The organism is Pseudarthrobacter sp. J47 (assembly GCF_049810315.1).
Taxonomy (GTDB): Bacteria; Actinomycetota; Actinomycetes; order Actinomycetales; family Micrococcaceae; genus Arthrobacter.
In genome coordinates this window covers 445,374-468,758 of sequence record NZ_CP187358.1, presented here as the reverse complement: position 1 = coordinate 468,758, position 23,385 = coordinate 445,374, and the positions used below count along the sequence as shown (strand labels likewise).

Annotated in this window: 25 protein-coding genes and 1 pseudogene; 10 read left to right on the top strand and 16 right to left on the bottom strand. The window is 67.0% G+C overall.

Annotated features, from left to right (window positions below; genetic code table 11):
- Nucleotides 1-5: 5 nt before the first annotated feature.
- A complete protein-coding gene (locus ACPJW8_RS02085) occupies nucleotides 6-347 on the top strand; it encodes a hypothetical protein (protein ID WP_330189452.1) in 342 nt (113 codons plus the stop codon).
- A gap of 155 nt (nucleotides 348-502) precedes the next feature.
- On the opposite strand, the gene ACPJW8_RS02080 is transcribed toward ACPJW8_RS02085, so the two are convergent.
- On the bottom strand, nucleotides 503-775 hold the full coding sequence (locus ACPJW8_RS02080; RefSeq protein ID WP_330189453.1) for a helix-turn-helix transcriptional regulator: 273 nt from the start codon (nucleotides 773-775) through the stop codon (nucleotides 503-505).
- A gap of 56 nt (nucleotides 776-831) precedes the next feature.
- Here ACPJW8_RS02080 and map point away from each other — a divergent pair, with 56 nt between their 5' ends.
- Both map and ACPJW8_RS02070 read left to right on the top strand, forming a co-directional pair.
- Nucleotides 832-1,602 (top strand): type I methionyl aminopeptidase, encoded by a 771-nt coding sequence (gene map, locus ACPJW8_RS02075; RefSeq protein WP_330194301.1) that lies wholly within the window; start codon nucleotides 832-834, stop codon nucleotides 1,600-1,602.
- A gap of 96 nt (nucleotides 1,603-1,698) precedes the next feature.
- Nucleotides 1,699-4,245, top strand: coding sequence for an AMP-binding protein (locus tag ACPJW8_RS02070; RefSeq protein ID WP_330194302.1), 2,547 nt, complete (start codon nucleotides 1,699-1,701; stop codon nucleotides 4,243-4,245).
- 6 nt (nucleotides 4,246-4,251) lie between these two features.
- On the opposite strand, the gene ACPJW8_RS02065 is transcribed toward ACPJW8_RS02070, so the two are convergent.
- The 7 genes from ACPJW8_RS02065 to ACPJW8_RS02035 are packed head-to-tail and all read right to left on the bottom strand — an operon-like array spanning nucleotide 4,252 to nucleotide 11,068.
- The gene (locus ACPJW8_RS02065; protein ID WP_330189462.1) at nucleotides 4,252-4,980 is read right to left on the bottom strand and encodes an SDR family oxidoreductase; all 729 of its coding nucleotides are present in this window, start codon (nucleotides 4,978-4,980) and stop codon (nucleotides 4,252-4,254) included.
- A gap of 45 nt (nucleotides 4,981-5,025) precedes the next feature.
- On the bottom strand, nucleotides 5,026-6,387 hold the full coding sequence (locus ACPJW8_RS02060; protein ID WP_330189463.1) for a PfkB family carbohydrate kinase: 1,362 nt from the start codon (nucleotides 6,385-6,387) through the stop codon (nucleotides 5,026-5,028).
- On the bottom strand, nucleotides 6,384-7,085 hold the full coding sequence (locus ACPJW8_RS02055; RefSeq protein WP_330189464.1) for an SIS domain-containing protein: 702 nt from the start codon (nucleotides 7,083-7,085) through the stop codon (nucleotides 6,384-6,386). The genes ACPJW8_RS02060 and ACPJW8_RS02055 overlap by 4 nt, the downstream gene beginning before the upstream one ends.
- Nucleotides 7,082-8,380, bottom strand: a complete 1,299-nt coding sequence (locus tag ACPJW8_RS02050; protein WP_330189465.1) for a glycosyltransferase — start codon at nucleotides 8,378-8,380, stop codon at nucleotides 7,082-7,084. The genes ACPJW8_RS02055 and ACPJW8_RS02050 overlap by 4 nt, the downstream gene beginning before the upstream one ends.
- Complete coding sequence (locus tag ACPJW8_RS02045) at nucleotides 8,377-9,414, bottom strand: glycosyltransferase (protein WP_330189466.1); 1,038 nt, start codon at nucleotides 9,412-9,414, stop codon at nucleotides 8,377-8,379. The genes ACPJW8_RS02050 and ACPJW8_RS02045 overlap by 4 nt, the downstream gene beginning before the upstream one ends.
- Nucleotides 9,414-10,529: a glycosyltransferase family 9 protein gene (locus ACPJW8_RS02040; RefSeq protein WP_330189467.1), complete on the bottom strand. Its 1,116-nt coding sequence runs from the start codon at nucleotides 10,527-10,529 to the stop codon at nucleotides 9,414-9,416. The genes ACPJW8_RS02045 and ACPJW8_RS02040 overlap by 1 nt, the downstream gene beginning before the upstream one ends.
- The gene (locus tag ACPJW8_RS02035; RefSeq protein WP_330189468.1) at nucleotides 10,526-11,068 is read right to left on the bottom strand and encodes an HAD-IIIA family hydrolase; all 543 of its coding nucleotides are present in this window, start codon (nucleotides 11,066-11,068) and stop codon (nucleotides 10,526-10,528) included. Before ACPJW8_RS02035 ends, ACPJW8_RS02040 begins: the two co-directional genes overlap by 4 nt.
- Nucleotides 11,069-11,213: 145 nt before the next feature.
- On the opposite strand from ACPJW8_RS02035, the gene ACPJW8_RS02030 reads away from it, so the two are divergent.
- The gene (locus tag ACPJW8_RS02030) at nucleotides 11,214-12,152 is read left to right on the top strand and encodes a glycosyltransferase family 9 protein (RefSeq protein WP_330189518.1); all 939 of its coding nucleotides are present in this window, start codon (nucleotides 11,214-11,216) and stop codon (nucleotides 12,150-12,152) included.
- A gap of 113 nt (nucleotides 12,153-12,265) precedes the next feature.
- On the opposite strand, the pseudogene ACPJW8_RS02025 reads toward ACPJW8_RS02030, so the two are convergent.
- A pseudogene (locus ACPJW8_RS02025) lies at nucleotides 12,266-13,270 on the bottom strand (sigma-70 family RNA polymerase sigma factor); the annotation flags it as partial.
- A 930-nt stretch (nucleotides 13,271-14,200) separates the two neighbouring features.
- Here ACPJW8_RS02025 and ACPJW8_RS02020 point away from each other — a divergent pair.
- From ACPJW8_RS02020 to ACPJW8_RS02005, 4 genes are all read left to right on the top strand, one after another.
- Nucleotides 14,201-15,151, top strand: a complete 951-nt coding sequence (locus ACPJW8_RS02020) for a hypothetical protein (RefSeq protein ID WP_330189469.1) — start codon at nucleotides 14,201-14,203, stop codon at nucleotides 15,149-15,151.
- An 11-nt stretch (nucleotides 15,152-15,162) separates the two neighbouring features.
- Nucleotides 15,163-15,573, top strand: a complete 411-nt coding sequence (locus ACPJW8_RS02015) for a phage holin family protein (RefSeq protein WP_330194303.1) — start codon at nucleotides 15,163-15,165, stop codon at nucleotides 15,571-15,573.
- Entirely contained in the window at nucleotides 15,570-16,145 is a 576-nt protein-coding gene (locus tag ACPJW8_RS02010) for a DUF3618 domain-containing protein (protein WP_330189471.1), read from the top strand. The genes ACPJW8_RS02015 and ACPJW8_RS02010 overlap by 4 nt, the downstream gene beginning before the upstream one ends.
- Nucleotides 16,146-16,285: 140 nt before the next feature.
- Nucleotides 16,286-17,380, top strand: coding sequence for a YihY/virulence factor BrkB family protein (locus tag ACPJW8_RS02005; RefSeq protein ID WP_330189472.1), 1,095 nt, complete (start codon nucleotides 16,286-16,288; stop codon nucleotides 17,378-17,380).
- Here ACPJW8_RS02005 and ACPJW8_RS02000 read toward each other — a convergent pair.
- A complete protein-coding gene (locus ACPJW8_RS02000; RefSeq protein WP_330189473.1) occupies nucleotides 17,377-18,054 on the bottom strand; it encodes an O-methyltransferase in 678 nt (225 codons plus the stop codon). The two genes, ACPJW8_RS02005 and ACPJW8_RS02000, sit on opposite strands and share 4 nt — an antisense overlap.
- A gap of 86 nt (nucleotides 18,055-18,140) precedes the next feature.
- Entirely contained in the window at nucleotides 18,141-18,482 is a 342-nt protein-coding gene (locus ACPJW8_RS01995; RefSeq protein WP_330189474.1) for a thiamine-binding protein, read from the bottom strand.
- Nucleotides 18,483-18,593: 111 nt separating this feature from the next.
- Here ACPJW8_RS01995 and ACPJW8_RS01990 point away from each other — a divergent pair, with 111 nt between their 5' ends.
- Nucleotides 18,594-19,229, top strand: coding sequence for a TetR/AcrR family transcriptional regulator (locus tag ACPJW8_RS01990; RefSeq protein ID WP_330189475.1), 636 nt, complete (start codon nucleotides 18,594-18,596; stop codon nucleotides 19,227-19,229).
- 57 nt (nucleotides 19,230-19,286) lie between these two features.
- Here the strand turns inward: ACPJW8_RS01990 and ACPJW8_RS01985 are convergent, their stop codons facing one another.
- The 5 genes from ACPJW8_RS01985 to ACPJW8_RS01965 all read right to left on the bottom strand — a co-directional run bounded on the left by ACPJW8_RS01985 (nucleotide 19,287) and on the right by ACPJW8_RS01965 (nucleotide 21,990).
- Complete coding sequence (locus tag ACPJW8_RS01985; RefSeq protein WP_330189476.1) at nucleotides 19,287-19,502, bottom strand: hypothetical protein; 216 nt, start codon at nucleotides 19,500-19,502, stop codon at nucleotides 19,287-19,289.
- Nucleotides 19,499-19,786 carry a hypothetical protein gene (locus tag ACPJW8_RS01980; protein WP_330189477.1) on the bottom strand — a complete coding sequence of 96 codons (288 nt, stop codon included), beginning with the start codon at nucleotides 19,784-19,786 and terminating at the stop codon, nucleotides 19,499-19,501. Before ACPJW8_RS01980 ends, ACPJW8_RS01985 begins: the two co-directional genes overlap by 4 nt.
- A gap of 134 nt (nucleotides 19,787-19,920) precedes the next feature.
- Nucleotides 19,921-20,232 carry an AzlD domain-containing protein gene (locus ACPJW8_RS01975; RefSeq protein WP_330189478.1) on the bottom strand — a complete coding sequence of 104 codons (312 nt, stop codon included), beginning with the start codon at nucleotides 20,230-20,232 and terminating at the stop codon, nucleotides 19,921-19,923.
- Nucleotides 20,229-21,041 carry an AzlC family ABC transporter permease gene (locus tag ACPJW8_RS01970; protein WP_330189479.1) on the bottom strand — a complete coding sequence of 271 codons (813 nt, stop codon included), beginning with the start codon at nucleotides 21,039-21,041 and terminating at the stop codon, nucleotides 20,229-20,231. Before ACPJW8_RS01970 ends, ACPJW8_RS01975 begins: the two co-directional genes overlap by 4 nt.
- Nucleotides 21,042-21,084: 43 nt before the next feature.
- Nucleotides 21,085-21,990 carry a glycerophosphodiester phosphodiesterase gene (locus ACPJW8_RS01965; RefSeq protein ID WP_330189480.1) on the bottom strand — a complete coding sequence of 302 codons (906 nt, stop codon included), beginning with the start codon at nucleotides 21,988-21,990 and terminating at the stop codon, nucleotides 21,085-21,087.
- A gap of 49 nt (nucleotides 21,991-22,039) precedes the next feature.
- On the opposite strand from ACPJW8_RS01965, the gene ACPJW8_RS01960 reads away from it, so the two are divergent.
- Nucleotides 22,040-23,383, top strand: a complete 1,344-nt coding sequence (locus ACPJW8_RS01960) for a DUF445 domain-containing protein (RefSeq protein ID WP_425256398.1) — start codon at nucleotides 22,040-22,042, stop codon at nucleotides 23,381-23,383.
- Nucleotides 23,384-23,385 lie beyond the last annotated feature (2 nt).

Here is a 23,385-nt window from a genome sequence, read left to right as displayed (position 1 = left end):
ATCTCATGGCCACCGACGGGCAGTTTTACTGGCCGTCAGTGGGCACTTTCGTGGCCGCCTATGGGCAGTTTTTCATGGCCGCTAACATGAGCAAACAGCGAAACTGGCTGAGACTATCTCTTGTTGGTGCCATCGCCAGCGGAGCCTTGGCGCTGCTACTCGCTGGCCTGACTTCGATCCTTTTTCAGGAGATTGAGAGCCGAGGAGACGTAACCAACGCGCAAGACTTCGCCTGGCGTGCCGTCGCGCTTGCAGTGTTGTCCGTCGCGCTTTTTACAGCATTTTTCGTCGGCCGCAACGCACAGCGTCGGAAGCTCAATAAGACGCAGCACGAAACGAATCAGTAAAACGGATCGTCCTCTTTAGTAGGTACCGGCATCTGGAAAACCCAGCACTGCCGGTACCTACTTTGCTTTTTCAGCGATTTCGGCGACCTAGCCCGGTGTCCAGCGAGCCGGCCAGGGGCGGGCGCGCGGGAGGCCGGCCAGGGAACGAAAAAGCCCTACGACGCTTCCTCGAGCCGTTCCCCGCACGCGCCCTGAAGCTGCGTCCACATGGAGTCCAGGGACAGGCCCAGCTCAACGGCGAGTGCGGCGACGATCCCGAACGACGGCGTCGCGATCCGTCCGGTCTCGATCTTCCGGAGGGTCTCCGGGGAAACTCCCGCACTGACGGCCACCTGGCCCAGGGTCCGCTCCCCACGGGCTTCCCGAAGAACCTCGCCCAGCAGTTTGCCGCGGTGGATCTCTTCAGGACTCAGGGGGACTCTAACCATCCCCCAATAGTAATACCGTTATAGTAATACCGGTATACCTATAACGGAGGATGACTGTGATCGAAGTTCTTACGCCCCGGGAAGTGGACGCGGCCCGCCCGTCCGGCCAGTTCGTGGCCCGGACGCTCGCCGAGCTCAGGAAGAAGGCCAAGCCCGGCGTCAACCTGCTGCAGCTCAACACCTGGGCAGCGAAGATGATCGAGGAAGCCGGAGCGGTTTCCTGCTACGTGGACTACGCACCGTCCTTCGGCCGGGGCCCGTTCGGCAAGGTCATCTGCACGTCCGTGAATGACGCCGTCCTGCACGGACTGCCGCACGACTACGTCCTCAAAAACGGCGACCTCCTGACCCTCGACTTCGCGGCCAGCCTCAACGGCTGGGTCACCGATTCCGCCATCAGCTTCACGGTGGGCGACGCCGTAAGGGATGAGGACCAGCGCATGATCGAGGCCACCAAAAAGGCACTCGACGCCGGAATCCTGGCTGCCCAGCCCGGCGCACGCATCGGCGATATCTCCCACGCCATCGGCTCCGTACTGGAAGCAGCCAACTTTGAGGTCAACCTTGAATTCGGCGGCCACGGCGTGGGCAGCACCATGCACCAGGACCCGCACATCTCCAACAACGGCGTCCCGGGACGCGGCTACAAACTGCGGCCCGGCCTGCTCCTGGCCATCGAACCCTGGGTAATGGCCGGCACCAGCAAATTGGTCATGGATCCGGACGGCTGGACACTCCGCAGCGCCAACGGCGGCCGCACCGCCCATTCCGAACACACCATCGCCGTTACAAAGTCAGGCCCGGTCATCCTCACCGAACTGGAGTAAGCGCAGCAGAGCGATAAACCGCTTTCATTTCTCCATCCAATGGTCTATAACGGCACGTTTTCACATAGGTAAGCCTTAGCTAATAAACTCAGCCGAATGACCACGCAGCTTGAATCCGCGCGGGTGCCGTTCGCTGCCGATCTTGCTGGCCACGGAAACCGGCCTGCCCTCATCACCGACGAACTGACCCTGAGCTACCAGGACCTGGCCGACAGGGTCTGCAGCCTTGCCTGGAAACTGGGTACCGAACGGCGGCTGATCGCGCTGGCCGCCTCCAACGACGTCGACTCCCTGGTGGCGTACCTTGCCGCCCTTTCATCCGGCCACCCGCTGATCCTGCTCCCGGAGAACAAGCCGGCCGCCCTCGAATCACTGGTGGCCGCCTACAACCCGGACGTCGTGCTGCATTCGGCCAACGGCCAGTTCACCCTGGACGAACGCCGGCCGGGGACGGTTCATAGGCTTCATCCGGACCTTGCCCTCCTTCTGAGCACCTCAGGTTCCACCGGTTCACCCAAGCTGGTGCGGCTTTCCCACGCCAACCTCCAGGCGAACGCCGAGTCCATCGCCACCTACCTGGGCATCACCTCAGCGGACCGGGCAGCCACCACCTTGCCCATGTCCTACTGCTACGGCCTCTCCGTGATCAACAGCCACCTCCTGCGCGGTGCCACCCTGGTGTTGACTGACCTTTCCGTGGTGGACTCCTGTTTCTGGGATCTGTTCCGCCGCGCGGATGCCACGTCCTTCGCCGCCGTGCCCTACACCTTTGAACTCCTTGAGCGCGTGGGATTCGCAGACATGGAGCTCCCCAGCCTGCGCTACGTCACCCAGGCCGGCGGCAGGCTGGCACCGGACGCGGTGCAGCGATACGCGCAGCTGGGCCGGCGGCAAGGCTGGGACCTGTTCGTGATGTACGGCCAGACTGAGGCAACGGCCCGTATGGCCTACCTCCCGCCGGACCTGGCCGTTGAATATCCGACGGCGATCGGCATCCCCGTGCCGGGCGGCACCTTCCGGATCAAACCAGTGGAAGGACTGGCCGACGGCGAGCTGGTGTACAGCGGGCCCAACGTCATGCTTGGCTACGCGGAGCAGCCGGAGGACCTGGCCCAGGGCAGGACCATCACGGAGCTCCGCACCGGGGACCTCGCCCGGAGGAATGCCGCCGGGCTCTACGAGATCGTGGGGCGCCGCAGCAGGTTCGTCAAGATCGTGGGCCTGCGCGTGGATCTGGGCCAGGTGGAACGCATCCTGGCTGACTTGGGAGTCGCCGCGGCAAGCGCCGGATTGGACGAACGGCTCATCGTGGCCGTCGAAGGCCGTCACGATACGCAGCTCCTCGGCAAAGTCCTCGCCCAGGGCGTGGGCCTGCCCCGCACCGCCGTCGAACTTCATGCCGTGGAAGCACTGCCGCGCCTGGGAACCGGAAAGCTGGACTACTCCGCCGTTGCCGCCCTGGCTGCAGTCCCCGAAGCGGCACCCAAATCCCAGGCCGACGCCGGCAACGGGCAGGGCGGACCCAGCGTCCGGCAGATCTTCGAGGACGCCCTGGAGGTCAAGGACATTGCGGATACTGACACGTTCGTCTCGCTCGGAGGTGATTCGCTGTCCTTCGTGGCCGCCTCGGTCCGGCTGGAGCAGGCGCTGGGCCACCTCCCGGCCAACTGGCACGTAACTCCAGTCCGGGACCTGGAACCGAAGCCCCAGGGCAGCGGCCGCCCCTCCCGCAGGAAGCGCCTGTTCGCGCCGATCGACACCAGCATTGTCCTGCGTGCCGTGGGCATCGTCCTGATTGCCGGCACGCATATGGGGCTCTTGCACTGGCAGGGCATGGCGCATGTACTGATCGCCGCGGCCGGTTTCAACTTCGCCAGGTTCCAGCTGACCGGCGAAAGACTGCCCCGGCTCCGGCGCCAACTCGGCAGCCTGGCCCGGCTGGCCATACCCGCCATGGTGTTCATCGCCTTCGCCTACCTGGTCACGGACCGCTACAGCCTGCTGAACATTGTGCTCCTGAACGCCATCCTGGGCCCCGAGCAAGTCACCACGCACTGGCATTTCTGGTTTGTGGAGGTGATCGTCTACATCCTGCTGGCTGTCTCCGCGCTCCTGGCCATCCCATGGGTTTACCGCGCCGAGCGGCACCTGCAGTTCCTGTTTCCGTTGGCCGTGTTCGGCGTCGGGCTCCTGACCCGGTACGAGCACGTGGAGCCGGGCATCCCGCACACCACTCCCGCGCTGTGGCTGTTCGCCCTGGGCTGGGCGGTGGCGGCCTCCCGCAATCTGCTGCAGCGCCTGACGGTATCTGCGCTGGCGATCCTCACGGTCCCCGGATTCTTCGAGAACCCCTCCCGGGACCTGACCGTGGTGGCCGGAATCCTGCTGCTCACCTGGCTTCCTTCCATCCCGGTGCCGAGGGCGCTGAGCAAGCCCATGGTGCTGCTGGCCAGCGCCTCCATGCACATCTACCTGGTCCACTGGCTGGTGTACCCGCTGCTGGCGGACCGCAGCCTGCCGCTCGCGCTGGTTGCCTCGCTCGCGGCAGGCGTTGCCTACTGGGCGCTCTGCAACACCGTTACAGGCCTCTTACGACGGCGGCCTTCCGCCAAGGTGCCGAGCGGGAAGGTGCCCAGCACCTAGCCCAGGCTAGGGCCAGGAGCCCTCTTCCTCGTGGCAGACCAGCATCTCGCGCACCTCGCATCCCTTCGGCTGCGAGAGAGCGAACAGGATCGCCTGCGCCACGTTCTCCGGGTCATTGAGCCGCGAATCGTCCTGCGGCTTGTACTGCTCGGTCCGGTCATCGAAGAAGCGGGTTTTCATGCCGCCCGGGATGATGGTGGTCACGCCGATCTGCCCGCCGGTCTCCGCCGCGAGCGCGTGGCTGAACCCCACCACCCCGAACTTGGAAGCACAGTACGCGGTGGCATCCGCAACGGCACGTTTGCCCAGCGTGGACGCCACCGTCACCACCCGGCCATGCGTCTCCACCAGGTAGGGCAGCGCGGCACGGACCACTGACACGGTGCCCATCAGGTTAACGCCAATCACGCGTTCCCACTCGCCTGCGTCCACGTCCGCCAGCTTCCCGCAGCGGTCGATCCCGGCAGCGGTCACCACGGCGTCCAGCCCCCCGAGCGTTTCCGCCGCCTCCCGTACGGCCGCTTCAACGGCTGCACGGTTGGACACATCCACCTCGTACGCCTTGGCCTGGGACACCGTGCTGATGTCCCGGTCCAGCACCACCAGCGTGCCGCCTGCCTGAAGTACGGCATGCACGACGGCGGCGCCAAGCCCGGACCCGCCGCCGGTCACCAGCACCCGGCCCGGGTTGGTCCTGGCCGGGTTGGCGGCAAAAGAAGAAGTAGTCGAAGTCATGGGATTCCTTTCGTCGGGGAAGATTAGAAAAACCGGGGAAACCTGTCAGCTCACTTTTGCGAGCGCGTCTGCCAGGCCGGTGGTAGACCGTGCGGGGTGGTAGGGCACGGTTTCGCACCGTCCGCCCCAGCTCTCCACGAGGGCCGCCTCAGGCAACCGTTCGCCGTCGTAATCTCCGCCCTTGACCCACACGTCCGGGCGGAACCCGGCCAGGCATTTCTCCGGGGTGTCCTCGTCAAAAATCTCGACGGCGTCCACGCATTCCAGTGCCAGGAGCAGCTCCAGGCGGTCCTGCTGGTTCATGATGGGCCGCTGTTCGCCCTTGAGCCGGCGCACTGACGCGTCCGAATTCAGGCACACCACCAGGCAGTCGCCCATGGCCCTGGCGGCGGCGAGCGCGCGGACGTGGCCGGCGTGCAGCAGGTCGAAGCAGCCACCGGTGGCCACCACCACCCCACCATCCGCACGCACGGCGGCAGCCAGCGCAGCAGCTTCGGAGGGATGTTCGACGGCGGCAGGCCGGTCCTGCAGCGACCCCACCCCGCCGCGGCCCAGGAACTCGGCGGCGTCGTGCACGGCCAGTACGGCTGCGTCCGGCACTGAATGCCCCTCCAGCAGTCGCACGGCCAGGCTCGCGGCAAGCCTGTCCCCGGCACCGCATGGATCACTCACGGCAGTCCGCGGCGCCGGAAGAACCAGGGGCTCGGGATTCCGCCGGCTCACCAGGGTGGCACCCTGCGCCCCCATGGTCACCAGCACGGCACGGCTGGACCACTGCCGCAGCAGTTCCGAGGCCAGCTCGCCCGCATGACCCGTTGACGCTGTGGCACCGGCTGTCCCGGCGAACTTCCGCGCCTCGGCCAGGTTGGGCGTCACCACCGCAACACCGGCCACCGGTTCAGCCCCCGCCGGATGCGGATCCCAGACGATCGGAACGTCATCCGCCAGCTCCGCCAGCAGCTCCCGGAGCTCCCCATTCCGGGCCAGTCCGCGGCCGTAATCCGCGACGACGATGGCCCCCGCCTGCCTGATGGCGGCCAGCATCGCCGGGGTTACGGCCGGGACGGGTGCAGGCTCACAGCCTTCGTCAACACGCACAACGGCCTGCTGCCCTGCCTGCACCCGCGTCTTAACCGGCGTCCTGGCCCCGGATGGTCCAGCCACCACCCGCACCCCGGCCAGGGCGCGTTCCAGCGGCAGCCGGGAATCGTCGTCGGACATCACAGTCACCAAGGTGACAGCGTGCCCGTCCTCCACCAGCATCCTGGCCACCAGCCCGGCGCCACCTGCGCGGCGGCGGGTCCTGGCCACGTCCACCACGGGGACCGGCGCGTCCGGGCACAGGCGGGTGGCCTCGCCCTGGACGTCCACATCCAGCAGCACATCGCCTACCACCACAATCCTCATGGCTGCCTCCCGTTTGCCGATGCGTGGGCCGATGCGTGCGCCGATGCGTGCAGCGGAAGACGGGCCGGTACCAGCCTGCCCGGGGACTGCCGGCCGGCCAGCGGAACGGCCCGGAACTGCCGGGACCCGCGCCGGGCCACTTCCGAATCGAACACCCGGCATACGGCGTGGATGGCAATGAGGTGGCCCTCCTGTGCGTTGGCCGGGACGCCGTCGATACACACCGATTCGTCGCAGGCCGCCGCCAACGGGTTTGGTCCGGACCCGGTCAGCGCCCACGTGGTGACGCCCACCCGGCGGGCTGCCTCGGCGGCGCGGAGCAGGTTGGGGCTCTTGCCGCTGGTGGACAGGAGGAGCAGCACGTCACCGGCCCGGCCATGCGCCCGGACCTGCCGGGCGAACACTTCGTCGTAGCCGTAATCGTTGCCGATCGCCGTCAGCGCCGAGCTTTCGGCGTGCAGCGCGATGGCGGACAACGGGATGCGTTCGCCGTCGAACCGGCCCACCAGTTCGGCCGTGAGGTGCTGCGCCTCCGCTGCCGAGCCGCCGTTTCCGGCAGCCAGGAGCCGCTGCCCGGCCAGCAACCGCTGGGCCAGCTCAACACCCCAGCCGGCCAGCGTTGCCGACTGTTCGCGGAGCGACTCCAGCACCGGAGTAACGTTGTCCAGATGGGCGGAAACGCGGTCTGCGGGATTCACAGTGCCACCTCTTCCACCGTTGCGTATTCCGTTGTTGCCGCCCCCTGCAGCGCCTTCCGGTACGCCTTCTCCGTCTCCATGGCCACCCGATCCCACGAGTAGCGGGCCCGCGCACGCCGCTCCCCGGCCTGCCCAAAGGACGCTGCCAGCTCCGGGTTATCCAGCAGCCGGGCCACGGCCGCGGCAATCGCCTCCGGGTCACGCGGCGGAACATGCAGGCCGGTGCGGTGGTTCAGCACCGTATCCCCCAGCCCGCCCACGGCTGCCGCCACCACAGGAACGCCGCACGCCATCGCCTCCAGGGGGACGATTCCGAACGGTTCGTACCAAGGCGCGCACACCACGGCGCTGGCGCTGCGGAAAATGCCCGGCATCTCGTCCCGGGACACCTGCCCGCGGAACACCACCCGGTCCGCGACGCCCAATTCCTCCGCCAGCTCCTGCAGCCGCCGGCCCTCCGGATCCGCAGCCAGGTCATCAGCGGTGCCACCGCCACCCACAATGACAAGCTCGACGTCGTCACGCCCCTGCTCCGCAAGATGCGCCAGGGCGGTGATCACCAGGTCCACGCCCTTCCGGGGAACCAGCCGGCCAACGGACAGGATGCGGTGCGTGCGCCCGCGCTCCTCCGCTGTACCCTCGCTGGAAAACAGGTCTAGGTCCACCCCGCACGGAGCCACTGAAACCTTGGTGGCGTCGATGCCCATGGCCTTCAACTCGAACACCTCGTCCGAGCAGGTGGCGATGATCCTGTCCACCCGCTGCCCCACGGCCGGCTCCAGGAACTGCCGGTCCGCCGGGCTGGTGTCCTGCGCCCCCTGGTGGCGCCGCTTCACGGTGCCCAGCGCATGGAACGTCTGCAGGACGGGGATCGGGGCAACCAGTCCGGACCGCCGTCGTCCACTGCTCCGTGCCATGTTCCCCGCGGACAGCAGCCTGACCGCATCCAGCGCTGCCAGCCCGGACATCCAGAAGTGCGCATGCACCACGTCCGGCGCGCCGGATTTCCAATCGGCTGCCACCCCTGCGCCCAGCAGCGGAATATAGGGAAGGAGCTCGTCCTTGGGCACATGGGTGGGCGGTCCGGCGTCGATATGGACCACCTCAACACCGGCACCCACCTTCACCCGCTGCGGCAGGTCCTCCGAATCCCTGCGCGTATAAACGGTGACGCTGTGGCCGCGGCGGGCCAGGGCCGTCGCCAGTGCCGCAACATGGACGTTCTGCCCACCGGCATCCACCCCGCCCAGCGCTGCCAGCGGGCTGGCGTGTTCGGAAATCATGGCAACTTTCATGGGATGTTCCTTTCCGCAGGGAGCAACAGTGCCGGGGTTGCGCTGCTGGTAACGGCACCGTGGATTCGGGTGCTGCCGGGGGCTGGATCGGCCAGGATCGTGTCCCAGTCGAACAGGAACCTGGCCAGGCCGTACCTTGCCAGGGCGGCTTCGCGGGCGGCGAGGCCCCGCCGTCGGGCTTCTTCAGGATCTTTGAGCAGCAGGGCCGCGCAACGTTGAAGTTCCGCGATGTTGTTGCTCACCGCGCCCGCCTCCTGCGGCACGGCGCGGGACGCCTCGGTGGTGTCCAGCACCAGCACCGGCATGCCCAGATGCATGGCTTCAAGCAATGCCAGGCCCAGAGACGTCCAGCGCAGCGGGTGCACGTACGCGCGGCAGGCCGCCAGTTCGCGGTGCAGGCGGGCAGTGGGAAGGTCGCCGCGGACAGCAAGCCGGTCCGGGGAGATCCCGACGGCGGCAGGAAGGTCCTCCCCGCCCATCCCGAACACCTGCAACCTGGCGGTGTCCGCGAAACGCGGCAGGAGGTCAGTGCCTGTCACCCTCCCGCGACGCACGGGTTCGTTGACCACCACGGCCAGGGATTCGTCGTCGCCCGCGTACAGGTACCCGGGATCCACGATGCCGTGCTCCACCACGGTGGTGCGGGCTTCCCCGGAATCCCAGAAAAGATCATTGAAGTAGCTGACGTGGACGATCGGAATGGCCCGCTGGTCCGCCAGCGGATGCCGGGTCAGCGGGACGCCGCCCTTGGGCGTGTTGTGCTCCACATACACGGCGGGCAGATCCACGCCCGGCCGCCTGCCCAGGACCCGCTGGACCTCAGCAACCTCTTCGGGGCGTTGCAGCACCACCGCGTCCACACTGTCCGGGTCCAGCTCCGCCAGCACCACCTCGGTAGCCGCCGGCCAGTCCCGGCCACCGCGGCCAAGGCCTGACGGACCGCCCTCCGGAAGCACGGGAAGCAGGTATTCATGCCGGCCGCGCACAAACGCGTCAGTCCACCCGCCATGGACGTGCCACAACAAGATCCGCATCAGGCTTTCCCCCTCCACTGCCGTCCGGTGGTACGACGGTGCCCGGTGGTCAGCCGCGTGCTCAGCGAACTGACCCCGCTGATCAGCCGCTCCACCGCCTCCGCAACCTCCTCCGGTGACACCGAATCCAGGCACGGATGGCCGGGAACCGGGCAATAGCGGGCGCGGGTCATCCTGCACTCGGCGCTCTGATCGCCCAACAGCTCCAACGGAACCCCGTACGGCGCCCACTTAATAGCCGGCACCACCGGGGAGAACAGGCACGCCACCGGAGTGCCCACTGCCGCGGCCAGGTGCCCCGGACCGGTATTTCCGGTGACGACGGCGGATGCTCCCGCCAGCACCCCGGACAGCGTCCGCAGGTCAGTCCGGCCGCCCAGGTCCAGTGCCGCGGGCCCGGCCACCGTCGCGGTCAGCGCGGTTTCGCCTTTGCCGCCGGTCACCACCACGCGGTGCCCGGCACCCTCAAGGAGTTCGACGGCGGCCGCATGGTGCAGCGGCGGCCACGCCCTTGCGGGGGCGCTGGCACCGGGATGAACCACAACGTAGGGGCCTTCGCCCACCAGGTCCGTGACGTCCGGCGGATCCAGGACCTTCAGCAGGCCGTCGTCGCCAGGCGGCAGTTCGAAACCCGCGGCCTCGGCGATAGTCAGGGCGCGGACCGCCTCAGGAAGGTCCTCCGGGAAGTCCTCCCCTGGCTTGAGCCGAACGTCCAGGAGGCTGCCCGCATAATCCGTGGAAGCGGCCGTAATGCGCTGCACCCCCGCCAGCCGCAGCAGCAGTGCCAGGGGCAACGGGGACTGGTGGAAGGACGTGAGGATCACGGCCTCGGAGATCCTGGAATTGCGGACATACGCCGTGAGCGACTCGATCGATTCAGCCGTGATCTCCGGCGCCGGATTCATGATCCAGGGGCAGGCCCACGTGAAGATGTCCGTTACACCAGGAAGCAACCGGGCCGCCGATTCGCCCTGCGGCCCGCAGAGCAGCAGCACGTCGTTGGGGCCCTGGCTGCCTGGATGGTTGGGATTGCCCGCCGCCACGGCCCGGATGGCGGGGCCTGCCAGCAGCATGTCCCCCACCCTGTCCAGCCGGGCCACCAGGACGCGGCTCACAGGATGCTCCTGGCAAGCAGCTGGTCCACGGCTTCTTCCAACGAACCGGCGACTTCGGGAGCGGCGTCAATCTCTTCCTGGCGCGTGACCGGCGTTGGGACCAGGATTCCCCTCGAGCCTGCTGCGGCCGCTGCTTTCATGTCCGCGCCGATGTCACCCACGAATGCGCATTCATCCGGGCGGATGCCCAGGTAGTTGCAGGCGGAAAGGATCATTCCGGGCCGTGGCTTCCGGCAGTCGCAGGCGTCTTCGGGGCCGTGCGGGCAGTACTCCCAGACGTCGAACGGGCCCAGGAGCGACTCCACCCTGAGGTTCACGCTGTGCAGCTGGTGCACGGTGATCAAGCCCCTGGCGACGCCCGACTGGTTGGTGACCACCCCAGTCAGCAGCCCATCCCTCCGCAGGCGGGTCAGGGCGGGCAACGCCCCTTCAACAGGGCGGACCAGGTCCGGCTCGGTGTTGTAGGGCACGTCCAGGACCAGCGTCCCGTCACGGTCGAACAGGACAGCCTTGAGTTCGCGGCGCGTGGTGATTGCCATACCAGCTAGGTTCCCCGTCGCCGCAGGAACTAAACAGTAGACTTACTACTTCTTCTTCTGATCACCTTGTCCTGATGACGTTCACCGGCACCCGCCCGCGAACCGTGTACCGAGGAGACTTAGCTTGGCGTCCACACCGGAATCAATGGAAACCTCCCGTACGGACCAGCCCGTCCTGCTTGCCCTCCGCGCCCTCAAACTCGGGGACCTGCTCGTGGCGGTTCCGGCACTGCATGCCCTTCGCAGGGCTTTCCCGGGCCATCGCAGGCTGTACGCCGCGCAGGGCTGGCTGGCGGACGCGGTCGAGCTTGTTGGCGGCTGGGAGCTGCTCCCCACGCACGGCCTGGACGTTCCCATTCCGCTGCCGCCCGGCGTCGTGGATGCGGCGGTGAACCTGCACGGCAGCGGCCCGGAAAGCCACCACCGGGTTGCCAGGCTGGACGCCGGGCGGGTCATCACCCACCAGGGCGCCGGGTTCAGTGGGCCTCCGTGGCAGGAGTCACTTGCCGAAAGGGAACGCTGGACGTCGCTGCTGCAATGGCATGGAATCGAGGCGGATCCGCTGGAACTCCACCTGCAGCCGCCCGCGGTTGCCAGCCCGGCGCCAGGGGCAGCTGTGGTCCACGTTGGTGCCGCCTATGGCAGCAGGCTGTGGCCGGTGGACAGGTTCGCCGCGGTGGCCTCCCGGCTGGCCGCCGCCGGGCACCAGGTCCTGTTTACCGGAAGCCAGGCGGAGCGGGAACGGGCACTGACGGTGGCGTCCCTGGCCGGCCTGCCATCGAGCACCGTCGTGGCCGGGGAATTGTCCCTGGCCGAATTTGCCGCAGCCGTGGCGGCCGCCGGCCTGGTCTTCTCCGCGGATACCGGCGCCGCGCACCTCGCATCCGCTTACGGGACGCCCTCAGTGGTGCTGTTCGGGCCGGCCCCCGTCGAAATCTGGGGGCCGCCACCGGGACCTCACCTGACCCTGACGCGCGCCGAACTCCGCCGTGGCGATACGTTCGCGTCAACCCCGGACCCCGCCCTGCTGGCCGTCACCGTTGACGATTCGCTGGCCGCGATCCGGGAGCTGAAGCTGCTCTGAGCTGCCTTATTCATTGCTGGCGACTGCGCTTCCGGGTCCTCCACCAGCTTGCGCTGCAGTGCCACCAGGATCCTTGAAAGCCTCCGGGAAACCTGCATCTGGGACATGCCAAACTTCCGGCCCAGCTCGGCCTGGGACTCCTCGCGGTAGTATCGGCCGTAGAGCAAAGCGCGGTCCGATGGCGCGAGTTCACGGACGGCCTGGCCCAGGCAAAGGACATCCACCAGGTCCATTCCGTCACCGCCCACAAAGGGCAGCGTTTCAGCCAAAGCAGGCCCATGGTCATGCCCCGGTGCACTGTCCAGGGACTCCGGGCGCATGCTTGTATGCGCAAGGTAGGCTTCCCGGACCTCCCGGACGTCAACATCAAGCTCAGCGGCAAGTTCGGCCTCGGTGGGCTCCCGGCGGAGTTGCTGGCTCAGGTCGCGCTCGGCACGCAGGAGCTGCGAGCGCAGGTCTTGGATGTGCCGGGGCGGGCGGACCATCCAGCAACGGTCCCGCAGGTAGCGCTTCAGCTCGCCGGTGATCGTCGGGGCAGCGTAGGCGGCGAAGCTGTCCCCCTTCGACTCCTCAAAACCCCGGGCAGCCTTGACCAGGCCAAGGTACGCAACCTGCGTCAGGTCCGCCCGGTCGCGGCCGTGAATGGCGAACCGGCCCGCAATGGACTCGGCCAGGTGCAGGTAGTCCAGGACCAGCTGGTCCCTGAAAGTCTGCCGAAGCCGCCCCGCACGGTGTTCGCGGTTAGCCCCGCCCGGCCAGCCGACGTCGTTCTTCCCAGCCTCCGGGCCCGGCCCGGCATCCTGGTGGGGGCTGGCACCTGGGCGTGGACCGGCATCGTAATTCCGGGCATCGCCGGGCCGAATGTCGCCGGGCCGGATGTTGCCCTCACGGATACCATCGGTCCGGACCTCGCCAGGCCGGATGTCGCCCTCCTGGATATCGCCACGCCGCGCATCGCCGGGCTGGATAGCACCCGGCCGGACGTCGCCGGGCCGGGCATCGCCGGGCTGAATAGCCACGAAGCGCTGCGCAGCTTCTCTGTATCCAACAAGTTCTCTGATATCCCCAATATCCCCGGGGGGTGCACTGTCAACGCATGCAGTCTGGAAGTCGGGCATGGGCTGGCTCCTTTGTACCCAATATTCGCGGGAAGCCTGCGGCAAGACTTACAAACAGGAAACCATAAGCCTACTTATTAAACAACGCCCTGCGGGGATTCCGGGCTCCAATTCACCGGACTCGCGGGAACGCGCCCCAGTCGCCGGAACGCTCCGGCGAGCTCGCACCATTGCGGCGAGCCCGGCGAATTTCCGGGCTCATCAGGGCCGACCGGCGTCGCCACTTCGCCGGACTCGCGGGAACGCGCCCCACTCGCCGGAACGCTCCGGCGAGCACGCACCATTGCGGCGAGCCCGGCGAATTTCGAGGGAGCTGCGGGGATTCGGGGCTCCACTTCGGGCTCATCAGGGCCGACCGGCGTCGCCAATTCGCCGGACTCGCGGGAACGTGCCCAACTCGCCGGAACGCTCCGGCGAGCACGCACCATTGCAGCGAGCCCGGCGAATTTCGAGGGAGCCTGCGGGGATTCGGGGCTCCACTTCGGGCTCATCAGGGCCGACCGGCGTCGCCAATTCGCCGGACTCGCGGGAACGCGCCCAACTCGCCGGAACGCTCCGGCGAGCACGCACCGTTGCGGCGAGCCGGGCGAATTTCGAAGGGGCCTGCGGGGATTCGGGGCTCCACTTCGGGCTCATCAGGGCCGACCGGCGTCGCCACCAGGCCGGACTTGCGGGAACGCGCCCAACTCGCCGGAACGCTCCGGCGAGCACGCACCATTGCAGCGAGCCCGGCGAATTTCGAGGGACCCCGCCGCGCCTCTCCACCTAACCCCTCCACCGAAGCCTGGCCCAAAAATTTCCGCCGCCAAGCGTGTGAGCCGGCCCTTGCGGGGGTAGGTAGAAAGTTGATAGTAATCATGCTTACTATTTTTGCGGCCAGTACCGCTGGTTCTGCATCAATACCTGCCTTCCCGGAAAGAGAGAGCGAAGATGACAGACAACCAATGGACCGAGGACCCCGCCTACACGCGTCCCCCGGACCCCCTCAACCCCACACCGGTTACCGGGACCCCAGGCGCCACTCCCGGTACCACTGACACCACCCGTGTGGCCGGAACCGGCTATGGAACTACAGATCTCGGCGCCACCCCGGGCACCAGCACCGGCACCGGCACCGGCACCGACGGCAGTTCCACCAAGGAGGCCGTCAAGGGCGAAGCTTCCGACGTTGCCCGGACGGCCAAGGAATCCGCTGCCCATGTGGCGGAAACGGCCAAGAGCGAGGCGTCCACCGTGGCGGCCGAAGCGAAGACCAACGCCAAGGAACTGCTCTACCAGGCCCGCGACGATCTCACCCAGCAGGCCGGCCAGCAGCAGCAGATGGTGGCTTCAGGCCTCCGGTCCATCTCGGATGAGCTGCAGACCATGGCCTCCGCTTCGGACCAGCCCGGCATGGCCACTGACCTGGTCCGCCAGGCAGCCGACCGTTCAGCATCCGTGGCCCAATGGCTGGAAGGCCGCGATCCGGGCTCGCTGCTGGATGAGGTGAAGTCCTTCGCGCGGCAGCGCCCCGGCACGTTCCTGCTGCTGGCAGCCGGCGCAGGTGTCCTGGCCGGACGGCTGGGACGCGGCCTGACCGGCGATTCCGGCAGTAGCTCTGATGACCGCACCCGCAGCACGGCCTACGGTGCCGGAGCACCTGTACGGCCCGCTGACGGCGGAGCTGTTCCGCCGCCCGCCGTCGACCTGCCTGGCCCCACCGCAACCACGGCAAGCTACTACGGCGGCGCGTCCACCACCGACCCGTACGCCGGACCGGACACCACCACCGATCCCTACACCGGAACGGGCACGGGCGCCGGAACCGGAACGGGCACAGGAACAGGCACGCCCCTGTCGGATGACCCGGAGAGCTGGCCGGAAACGGGTGGGCCGCGATGAGTCCATCGGAGATGCCTCCCAGCGAGGCCCACATGAAGGCCGAGACCGCATCGCTGGGTGACCTGCTCGGCGATGTCACCCGCGACCTGTCCACTCTGATGCGCCAGGAGCTTGAGCTGGCCAAGGCGGAGATGAAGCAGACGGCAAGCCGCGCCGGAAAGGGCAGCGGCATGCTGGCCGGCGCCGGCGTAGCGGGTCACTTCGTCCTGCTTTTCCTTTCGATCGCCCTTTGGTACGCCTTGGGTGAGCTGATGGGATTGGGCTGGTCCGCCGTCGTGGTTGCAGTGCTTTGGGGCATTGTGGCAGCCATCCTGGCCAGCGTGGGCAAGAAGAAACTCAAGGAAGTCAAGGGACTCCCCCAGACCTCCGAAACCCTGCAGGAAATCCCAGCAACACTCAAACCCGGTGAGGACAGAAAATGAGCGAGAACCCGGACGTTATCCGTTCAGACATTGAAGCAACCCGCCGTCGGCTGGGCACCAACGTGGACGCCGTGGCGGACAAGGTCACGCCGTCCCACGTTGTCCACCGGCAGACCGAAAAGGTCAGGAACGCCGTGTTTGGCGCCAAGGACAAGGTGATGGGCACCGCTGACAGCGCCGGATCCAACGTGGATTCAGCACTGCACGACGCCGGCGACGCAGTTAAGGACGCACCTCACCAGGTGAAGGCCAAGACTCAGGGAAACCCGCTCGCGGCGGGCTTGGTGGCCTTCGGCGCCGGGCTCCTGCTGGGCTCCCTGTTGCCTGCAAGCGAGAAAGAACGCGAAGCGGCACAGCAGCTGAAGTCCGCGGCGGAACCGGTCACCACCGAACTGACCGAGGCCGCCAAGGAAATGGCTGAAGGCCTGAAGGAACCGGCCAAGGAAGCCGTTGAGAACGTCAAGGCAACGGCGTCCGAGGCAGCGGAGCACGTCAAGGCCGAGGGCCAGGGTGCAGCCACTGACGTCAAAAACCGGGCAGACGACGCCCGGACCAACATCAGCAGCACCTGACGTTCAACACGGTGAGCACCAGCTGAGCGACAGCATCAGCTGATCACCAGCAACAGCCAGCGGCCGGCCGTCCTGCACACGCAGGATGGCCGGCCGTACTGGCTACCCCCTGAAGGACCGGCGCTGAAAGGACAGCCACCATGGCCACCAATGACCATCCTGAACGCAGCACCGCGAAAGACGCCACGGCCCCCGCACCGGACGATTCCCGGAAACCGGACAGTCCCCCGGACCTCCACAAACCGTCCTGGAAATACATCGCCAAAAAGACCTTCCGCGAATTCACCCAGGACCAGTGCCCGGACCTGGCCGCGGGCCTGACCTACTACGCAGTGCTCTCCCTCTTCCCCGGGCTCCTGGCACTGGTCTCGATCCTGGGCCTGTTCGGCAATCCGGAACGGACCACATCGGCGCTGCTGGAAATCGGGCAGGGAATCGCGCCCGGCTCCACCATGGACACCATCCGCGGACCCATTGAAGAGCTGGCCGCATCACCCGCAGCCGGTTTCACGTTCGTGATCGGCCTTGCAACGGCCCTCTGGTCCGCATCCGGATACGTGGGCGCCTTCGGACGGGCCATGAACCGGGTCTACGAAGTGGACGAGGGCCGGCCGTTCCTCAAATTGCGCGGCACCATGCTGGCGGTCACGCTGCTGTCCATTGTCGCCGTCGCACTTCTGGCCGGCATGCTGGTGCTCAGCGGCCCGGTGGCGGAAGCGGTGGGCGGCGCGATCGGGCTCAGCGAAGCCCTGCTGACCGTCTGGAACATTGCCAAGTGGCCGATCATCGTGGCGCTGGTGGTCCTGCTGATAGCGGTGCTGTACTACGCCACTCCCAACGTGAAGCAGCCCAAGTTCCGGTGGATGAGCATGGGATCGTTCATCGCCCTGCTGATCTTCGTGGTGGCGTCGCTGGGCTTTGGCTTCTACGTGGCCAACTTCGCCAACTACAACAAAACCTACGGCGCTATTGGCGGTGTGATCATCATGCTGCTGTGGCTCTGGATCCTGAACATGTCGCTGCTCTTCGGAGCCGAGTTCGACGCCGAAACCGAGCGCGGCCGCCAGCTCCAGGCCGGCATCGAAGCCGAGGAAACCATCCAGCTTCCACCGCGCGACACCAAAAAGAGCGAGAAACTGCAGGCGCAAGTGGAGGAGGACATCCGGCAGGGCCGGGAGCTCCGCGAGGCCCAGGAACAGCGTGAGGACCGGGAAGGGTCGCGTCAGCGGGATTAGCGCACCACGGCCAGGGCGAACCCGTCCCAGCCCTTGCCGCCCACAGTCTGCATCACCGTGGCGTCCAGCCGCGGGTCCTCGCCCAGCATCTTCAGGGCGGCGACGATGCCGGGCCCGTTGACGTCGTCGATCGCCGGGTCCAGCATCACGCCCTCCCATACGGCGTTGTCCAGGACGACCACCGTGCCCGGGCGGCCCAGCGTAATAGCCCATTCCAGGTAGTCCGGGTTGTGTTGCTTGTCCGCGTCGATGAACACCAGGTCAAAGGGCTCCGCGCCTTCGTCCTTCAGCGCTGGAAGCGTGTCCAGGGCCGCGCCCACCCGGATCTCGACCTTGCCCCCGACTCCCGCGCGATCCACATTCTTCCTTGCTACAGCGGCATGCTCCGGAAGGTATTCGCACGTCACCAGCCTGCCGCCGTCGGGCAGGGCCTTTGCCATCCAGATGGTGCTGTAGCCGGCCAGCGTTCCGATCTCCAGGATCCGGTTGGCTCCGGAAATCTTCACCAGCAGGTTGAGCAGTTTTCCGGCGTTGGGCGCCACCTCAATGGCCGGCATTCCGGCGTCCGCGGCGGCTTTCACCGCCTCCTGCAGGAAATCATCGGGATGGACGACGGCGGCACTCAGGTACTGTTCCACGGCCGCCCAGGCGGGCTCCACCTTGTGTTCAAACATGGCCCATAGTCTGGCACCGGACGGTCTCCGGGGGAAGGGCCCCTGCCCCAGCGCGGATCGCTGCGTCAAGCGCGAAATGACCTCCGTTAGTCCTGTTTGTCCAGGGCAGCTTCGAGCCTGTCCACCTTGGCGGTGAGCTCGCCGGAGTAGCCAGGGCGGATGTCGGCCTTAATGACGAGGGAGATACGTGACCCGAAGGGAGCGACTGCCTCGGTGGCGCGCTTGACGACGTCGAACACCTCGTCCCATTCACCTTCGATCTCGGTGAACATGGAGCTGGTCCGGTTGGGCAGCCCGGATTCGCGGACCACGCGGACGGCGGCAGCGACGGCGTCGTGGACTGACGCGTCCGGGTTAGCTGCAGGATCCTCGCCTTCGGGAAGCTGGGACGGGGTTCCTGACGGGGCTACAGAAAATGCAAGCAACATAGTGTCAGTCTGCCACGCGTTCAACGTGCTCCGGCAGGCCCTGTTGCGTCACAAAATGGGCTACTGAACGGTAACCCTCCACTGCTGGCACGGTTTGGCTAATCTGTTGAAATGAACGTCGCTGCAGCCCGCAAGCCCCTCCGCGCGGATGCCGCCCGGAACGTGGACAAGATCATCTCGGCGGCCAGCCACTGTTTCCGTGAGTACGGCCCGGATGTGCCCCTTCAGACCATCGCCACAACGGCGGGAGTCGGCCCGGCAACGCTGTTCCGGAACTTCGCAGACAAGGAGGACCTGGTCCTCGCCGCCCTCAACCGTCAGCTGCGGTGCCGTGTTGACCCGGTAATTTCCGAGGCGCTGCTGGAAGACGACGCAGCCATTGGCTTGTTCCGGGTGATGGAAGAGATCATGGCCGCTTCCAGTGAGGATGCGAACCTCCTGGGCGCAGTTGCTGGACGTCGCCAACTGCTGGTTGGCATCACGGGATCGGTGATCGAGTCAGTCGGCGTTCTTTTGGGCCGCGGCCAACGCCAGGGCAGCCTTCGCGACGACGTCTCCTTGACCGACATGGTCCGCCTCCTGGCCATGTTGATTGGCGTGGTGGACACCATGGAACCGGGCTCGGATGCGTGGCGCCGTCCGCTCGCCCTGGTGGAGGACTCGCTGCGTACCCAGCGGCTGGCCCGCACTCTTCCTCCACAGGTGCCGCTGGCCGGGGACCCCTTTCCCGGACAGTCCCTGGGCTAACCCGGAAGCGCACCCTCAAAGCTCAACCGCAACGAAACGCGCGGGAACCCCCGAAGGCTACTTTCCGGCGTCGTGGTTTCCTTCGGCCCCCGCATGATGCCCCGGGTGGTGCCCCTCGTGGAGTCCTTCGTTGGGCGTGTGATGCTCGGCTTCCTTGAGGTGCTGCTGCAGCTTCTCCTCGGATTCCCGACGGCGGCGTGCAAGGTCGCGGAGCTCCCGTGTGGAAAGGGAGCCGGTGGAGTCACCGGGGCGCGTAGCTGATTCGTTGTTCATGGATTGGGGGTCCTTCCCGAGGGGCCGGACGTGCTGCCCGCCCGTGATCGCAATTCGTGGTCCACCGCTGCCAGGAGTTCGAGTGAAGAGGTGGTGGCGGAGGGTCCGCTCGCTTCGCGGAGGTAGAACTGCAGGGTTACCAACTCCTCGATGGGCACGGCCTGCAGAGCCGTAAACTCCCGGTAGAAGCGCCTGGGCCGTAATCCGGCGACGATCCGCCCGCCCGGCGGCGCAATGGAATTGTCTGCTTTGGGATTGTTGGTGCGATGCCGATTCGTGTCCATGTTCCCTACTTACATCAGCGGGTTACCGCCGACGGTCAGGTCATGGCCAACTGCATAGCCACTCTCATGCTAACCCCGGGCAGGTGTTCACCACCACAGCAAACGACGCCGGACCTTGCCGTGGGTGCCGGCCGTCAGCCCCAGCCCAGGAGCCTGAGTCCGGCTGCGGTTCCGGCGCCGGCCAGCACTACAACGAGGAAGGGTGCGCGGAGGGCGAGGGCGATTGCGGCTGCCGCCAGGGCGCCAATCCGGGCATCCAGTACCAACGCCTGGCCGGTTGCGAGGGCGTTGACCACGGTGAGGGATGCCAGCAGGCCGATGGTCATGGTGCCTGCGATGCGGGACATCCGGGGATTCTCGAGCAGCTTCGCGGGGACGAAATAGCCCATCAGTTTCCACGCGTAGGCCAGGGCGCAGGCCACCAGTATCCAGAGCCAGAGGTTCACGATCCGCCGTCCTTCCGGGAAGCTGAGGTGCCGTCCGCGCCGTCGCTGTTGCCGCTGATGCCGGCTTGGGGTGCCCCGGCTGGGTGGTGGGGATGCCCGCCGTCGTAAGGGTCGACGTCGGGCTCCAGGCCTTCATCGCTGCGGCCGTGGCTGAACCATCCCACGGCGGCAGCAACCACGGCGGCCACGAGGATGGGCACACCCGCCGGGACGAAGGGTACGGCGAGGACTGTTGCCAGGGCGCAGACGACGGCGATCGCCACCGGTTCGCGGCCCCTCAGCCGGGGCCACAGCAGCGCCAGGAACGCGGCCACCGCTGCGCCGTCCAGGCCCCACTGCTTGGGGTCGCCCAGTCCGCTGCCGGCCAGCGCGCCGATGGCGGTGAACAGGTTCCACAGGATGTAGATGCCCAGTCCCGCGGCCCAGAATCCGCGGCGCTGCTCGTCCGGGTGGGTCTGGCCGGTGCTGGTGGCGGTGGATTCGTCGATGGTGACTTGGGCGGCGGCGAACCGGCGCCAGCCGCGTGGCCGCAGGAGCGCATTGAGCTGCATCCCGTAGATGCCGTTGCGCATGCCCAGCAGGGTGGCGGCGCTCATGGCGGCAACCCCGGAACCGCCGCCGCCCACAACACCGATGAAAGCGAACTGGGAGCCGCCGCTGAACAGCAGGAGGCTCAGGGCCATGGTCTGCCAGAAGTCGAGCCCGGAGGTGACGGACAGGGCACCGAAGGAAATGCCGTAGAGGCCTGTGGCGATGCTGATGGACAGGCCAACCCGGACAGCCGGCGATTCCAGCAGCTTCAAACGCATGTCAATACTTAATCACAGGACACGGGCGCTAAATTACCCGGCCTTACTCCACGGCGGGTGCTGTGACCTCACTGCCTACCTGCTCCAGGACCCGGGCCGGCCTGTTGGTGGTGATCTCGTGGATGCCGAGTCCCTGGCAGAGCGCAATGTCCTTCTCTGTGTCCACGGTCCATACCCGGAAGCGGCGGCCGGAATCCATCCAGCGCTGCACCGTGAGTGCGTGCTGGCGGACGTAGTCGATGCCGGGGCCGGCCAGCAGCACCTCGCCGGCGTCCAGGATCCGTTCGGCCTCCAGCTGCGTGGCCCGCATGACGTTGGCTACGGCGTTCCCGGTGATCGGGCCCAGGCCGTGGTCCTCGCGGAGGTCCTCCAGGTCCACCTCATGGACCAGCTGGCAGATGTACTCGCCGGGGACGGTCCGGAGCAGGTGGCGGATGGAGTCGGCGCTGAAGCTCATGAAGGAGACCCCGATGTTGCCGATCGTTGACGATTCCGGTTCCCAGCCGTGTTCCGCCAGCAGCTCAAGGACGCGGTCCTCGAGCTTCAGTTCGAACGGGTTCGGGTGCTTGAGCTCAATGGCCAGGCCCACCGGACGCCCGGCGCCCTGCAGGATTTCCAGCAGGTCCTCCAGGGTGAGGAACTGCTCGGACTTCGCCCCGTAAATTTCCGGGATCCGGACGCCTTTCCAGGAGGAGAAGTCCAGCTGCCGCAGCTCATCCAGCGTGTAGTCGGCTACGGGCCCGGTGCCGTCAGAGGTGCGGTCCAGGGTGGAATCGTGGATCAGCACAACGTGGCCGTCGTGCGTGAGGTGGACATCGCACTCCACGCCGTCGGCCCCTTCGGCCAGTGCCTGGAGGTAGGCCGCCCGGGTATGTTCGGCGAAAGCGGCACTGGCTCCACGGTGGGCGTAGACCAGCGGACGGGCGGATGAAGACTCGTCAAATGTCATGAGGACACCCTAGCCAACCGCTGTCAGGGACCGGCACTAGGCTGGGCACATGCAGGTGAACACTGAGCCAACTCCCCCCGCAGGGCCCGGCGCACGGACCTCTCCCGGCCCCCGCAAGCCTCCTGCCGCCGTCGAACCTTCCGTCCTGAGCGCCGGCGATGTTGAGAAGGCGGCCGCCCTGCGCCGGATGAAGGCCCTGGCGCTGTCGCTCCTGCTGTTTATGGCCGTGGTTTTTGTGGTGGCTTTTGCCCTCCAGGACACCTATCCGTGGCTTGAATACGTCCGCGCGGCCGCGGAAGGCGGCATGGTGGGCGCGCTGGCGGACTGGTTCGCCGTGACCGCCCTTTTCAAGTACCCCATGGGCATCAAGATCCCGCACACGGCCATCATTCCGCGCCGGAAGGACCAGATCGGCGCCTCGCTGGGCGAGTTCGTGGAAACCAACTTCCTCTCCGAGCAGGTGGTGCAGGACAAGCTCGCCAGCATCAACATCGCCCGGAAGGCCGGGCAGTGGCTGTCCGGTCCGGGCGGGGCGGAGCGCGTGGCGAAGGAGGGAGCCGCCGTCATCCGCGGTGCCTTCAAAGTGCTCAACGACGACGACGTCCAGGCCGTGATCGAAGGCATGGTCCGGAAGCATCTGCTGGCTCCGCCGTGGGGGCCGCCGGTGGGCAGGCTCGCCGAGCGCATTTTCGCTGAGGGCCACCACCACGCCCTGGTTGACCTGCTGGTTGACCGCGCCGCGGACTGGGTCAGGGACAACCACCAGACCGTCACCAGGCTGGTTGCCGACCGCTCGCCGTCCTGGGTTCCGCAGTTTGTGGACGGGATCGTCGCGGACAAGGTGTACCTGGAAGTGCTGAAGTTCGCCCAGGCCGTGCAGGCGGACCAGGACCACCAGGTCCGGAAATCGATCGATACGTACCTCAGCACGCTTGCCCAGGACCTGCAGCACGATCCCGCCATGATCGCCCGCGCCGAGCACATCAAGTCACAGGTCCTGGGCGATCCCGAGGTCCGCGAACTGGCCTCCCGCACGTGGTCCACGGTCAAGAACGCGCTGCTCACCGCCGTCGAGGATCCGGACAGTGAGCTCACGGTGCGCTTCAAGAGTGCCGTCAGGGACTTCGGCACCCGGCTGGTTGACGACGTCGAACTCGCCGGAAAGGTGAACACCTGGGTTGGTGACGCGGCCGGGTACCTCGTGCGCACCTACCGTTCGGACATCGCCGGAGTGATTACCGATACCGTGGCGCGCTGGGATGCGGAGGACACGTCCCGGAAGATCGAGCTCCAGGTGGGCAAGGACCTGCAGTTCATCCGGATCAACGGCACAGTGGTGGGTTCGCTGGCGGGGCTGGCGATCTTCACAGTGGCGCACCTGGTCTTCGGGTAGGG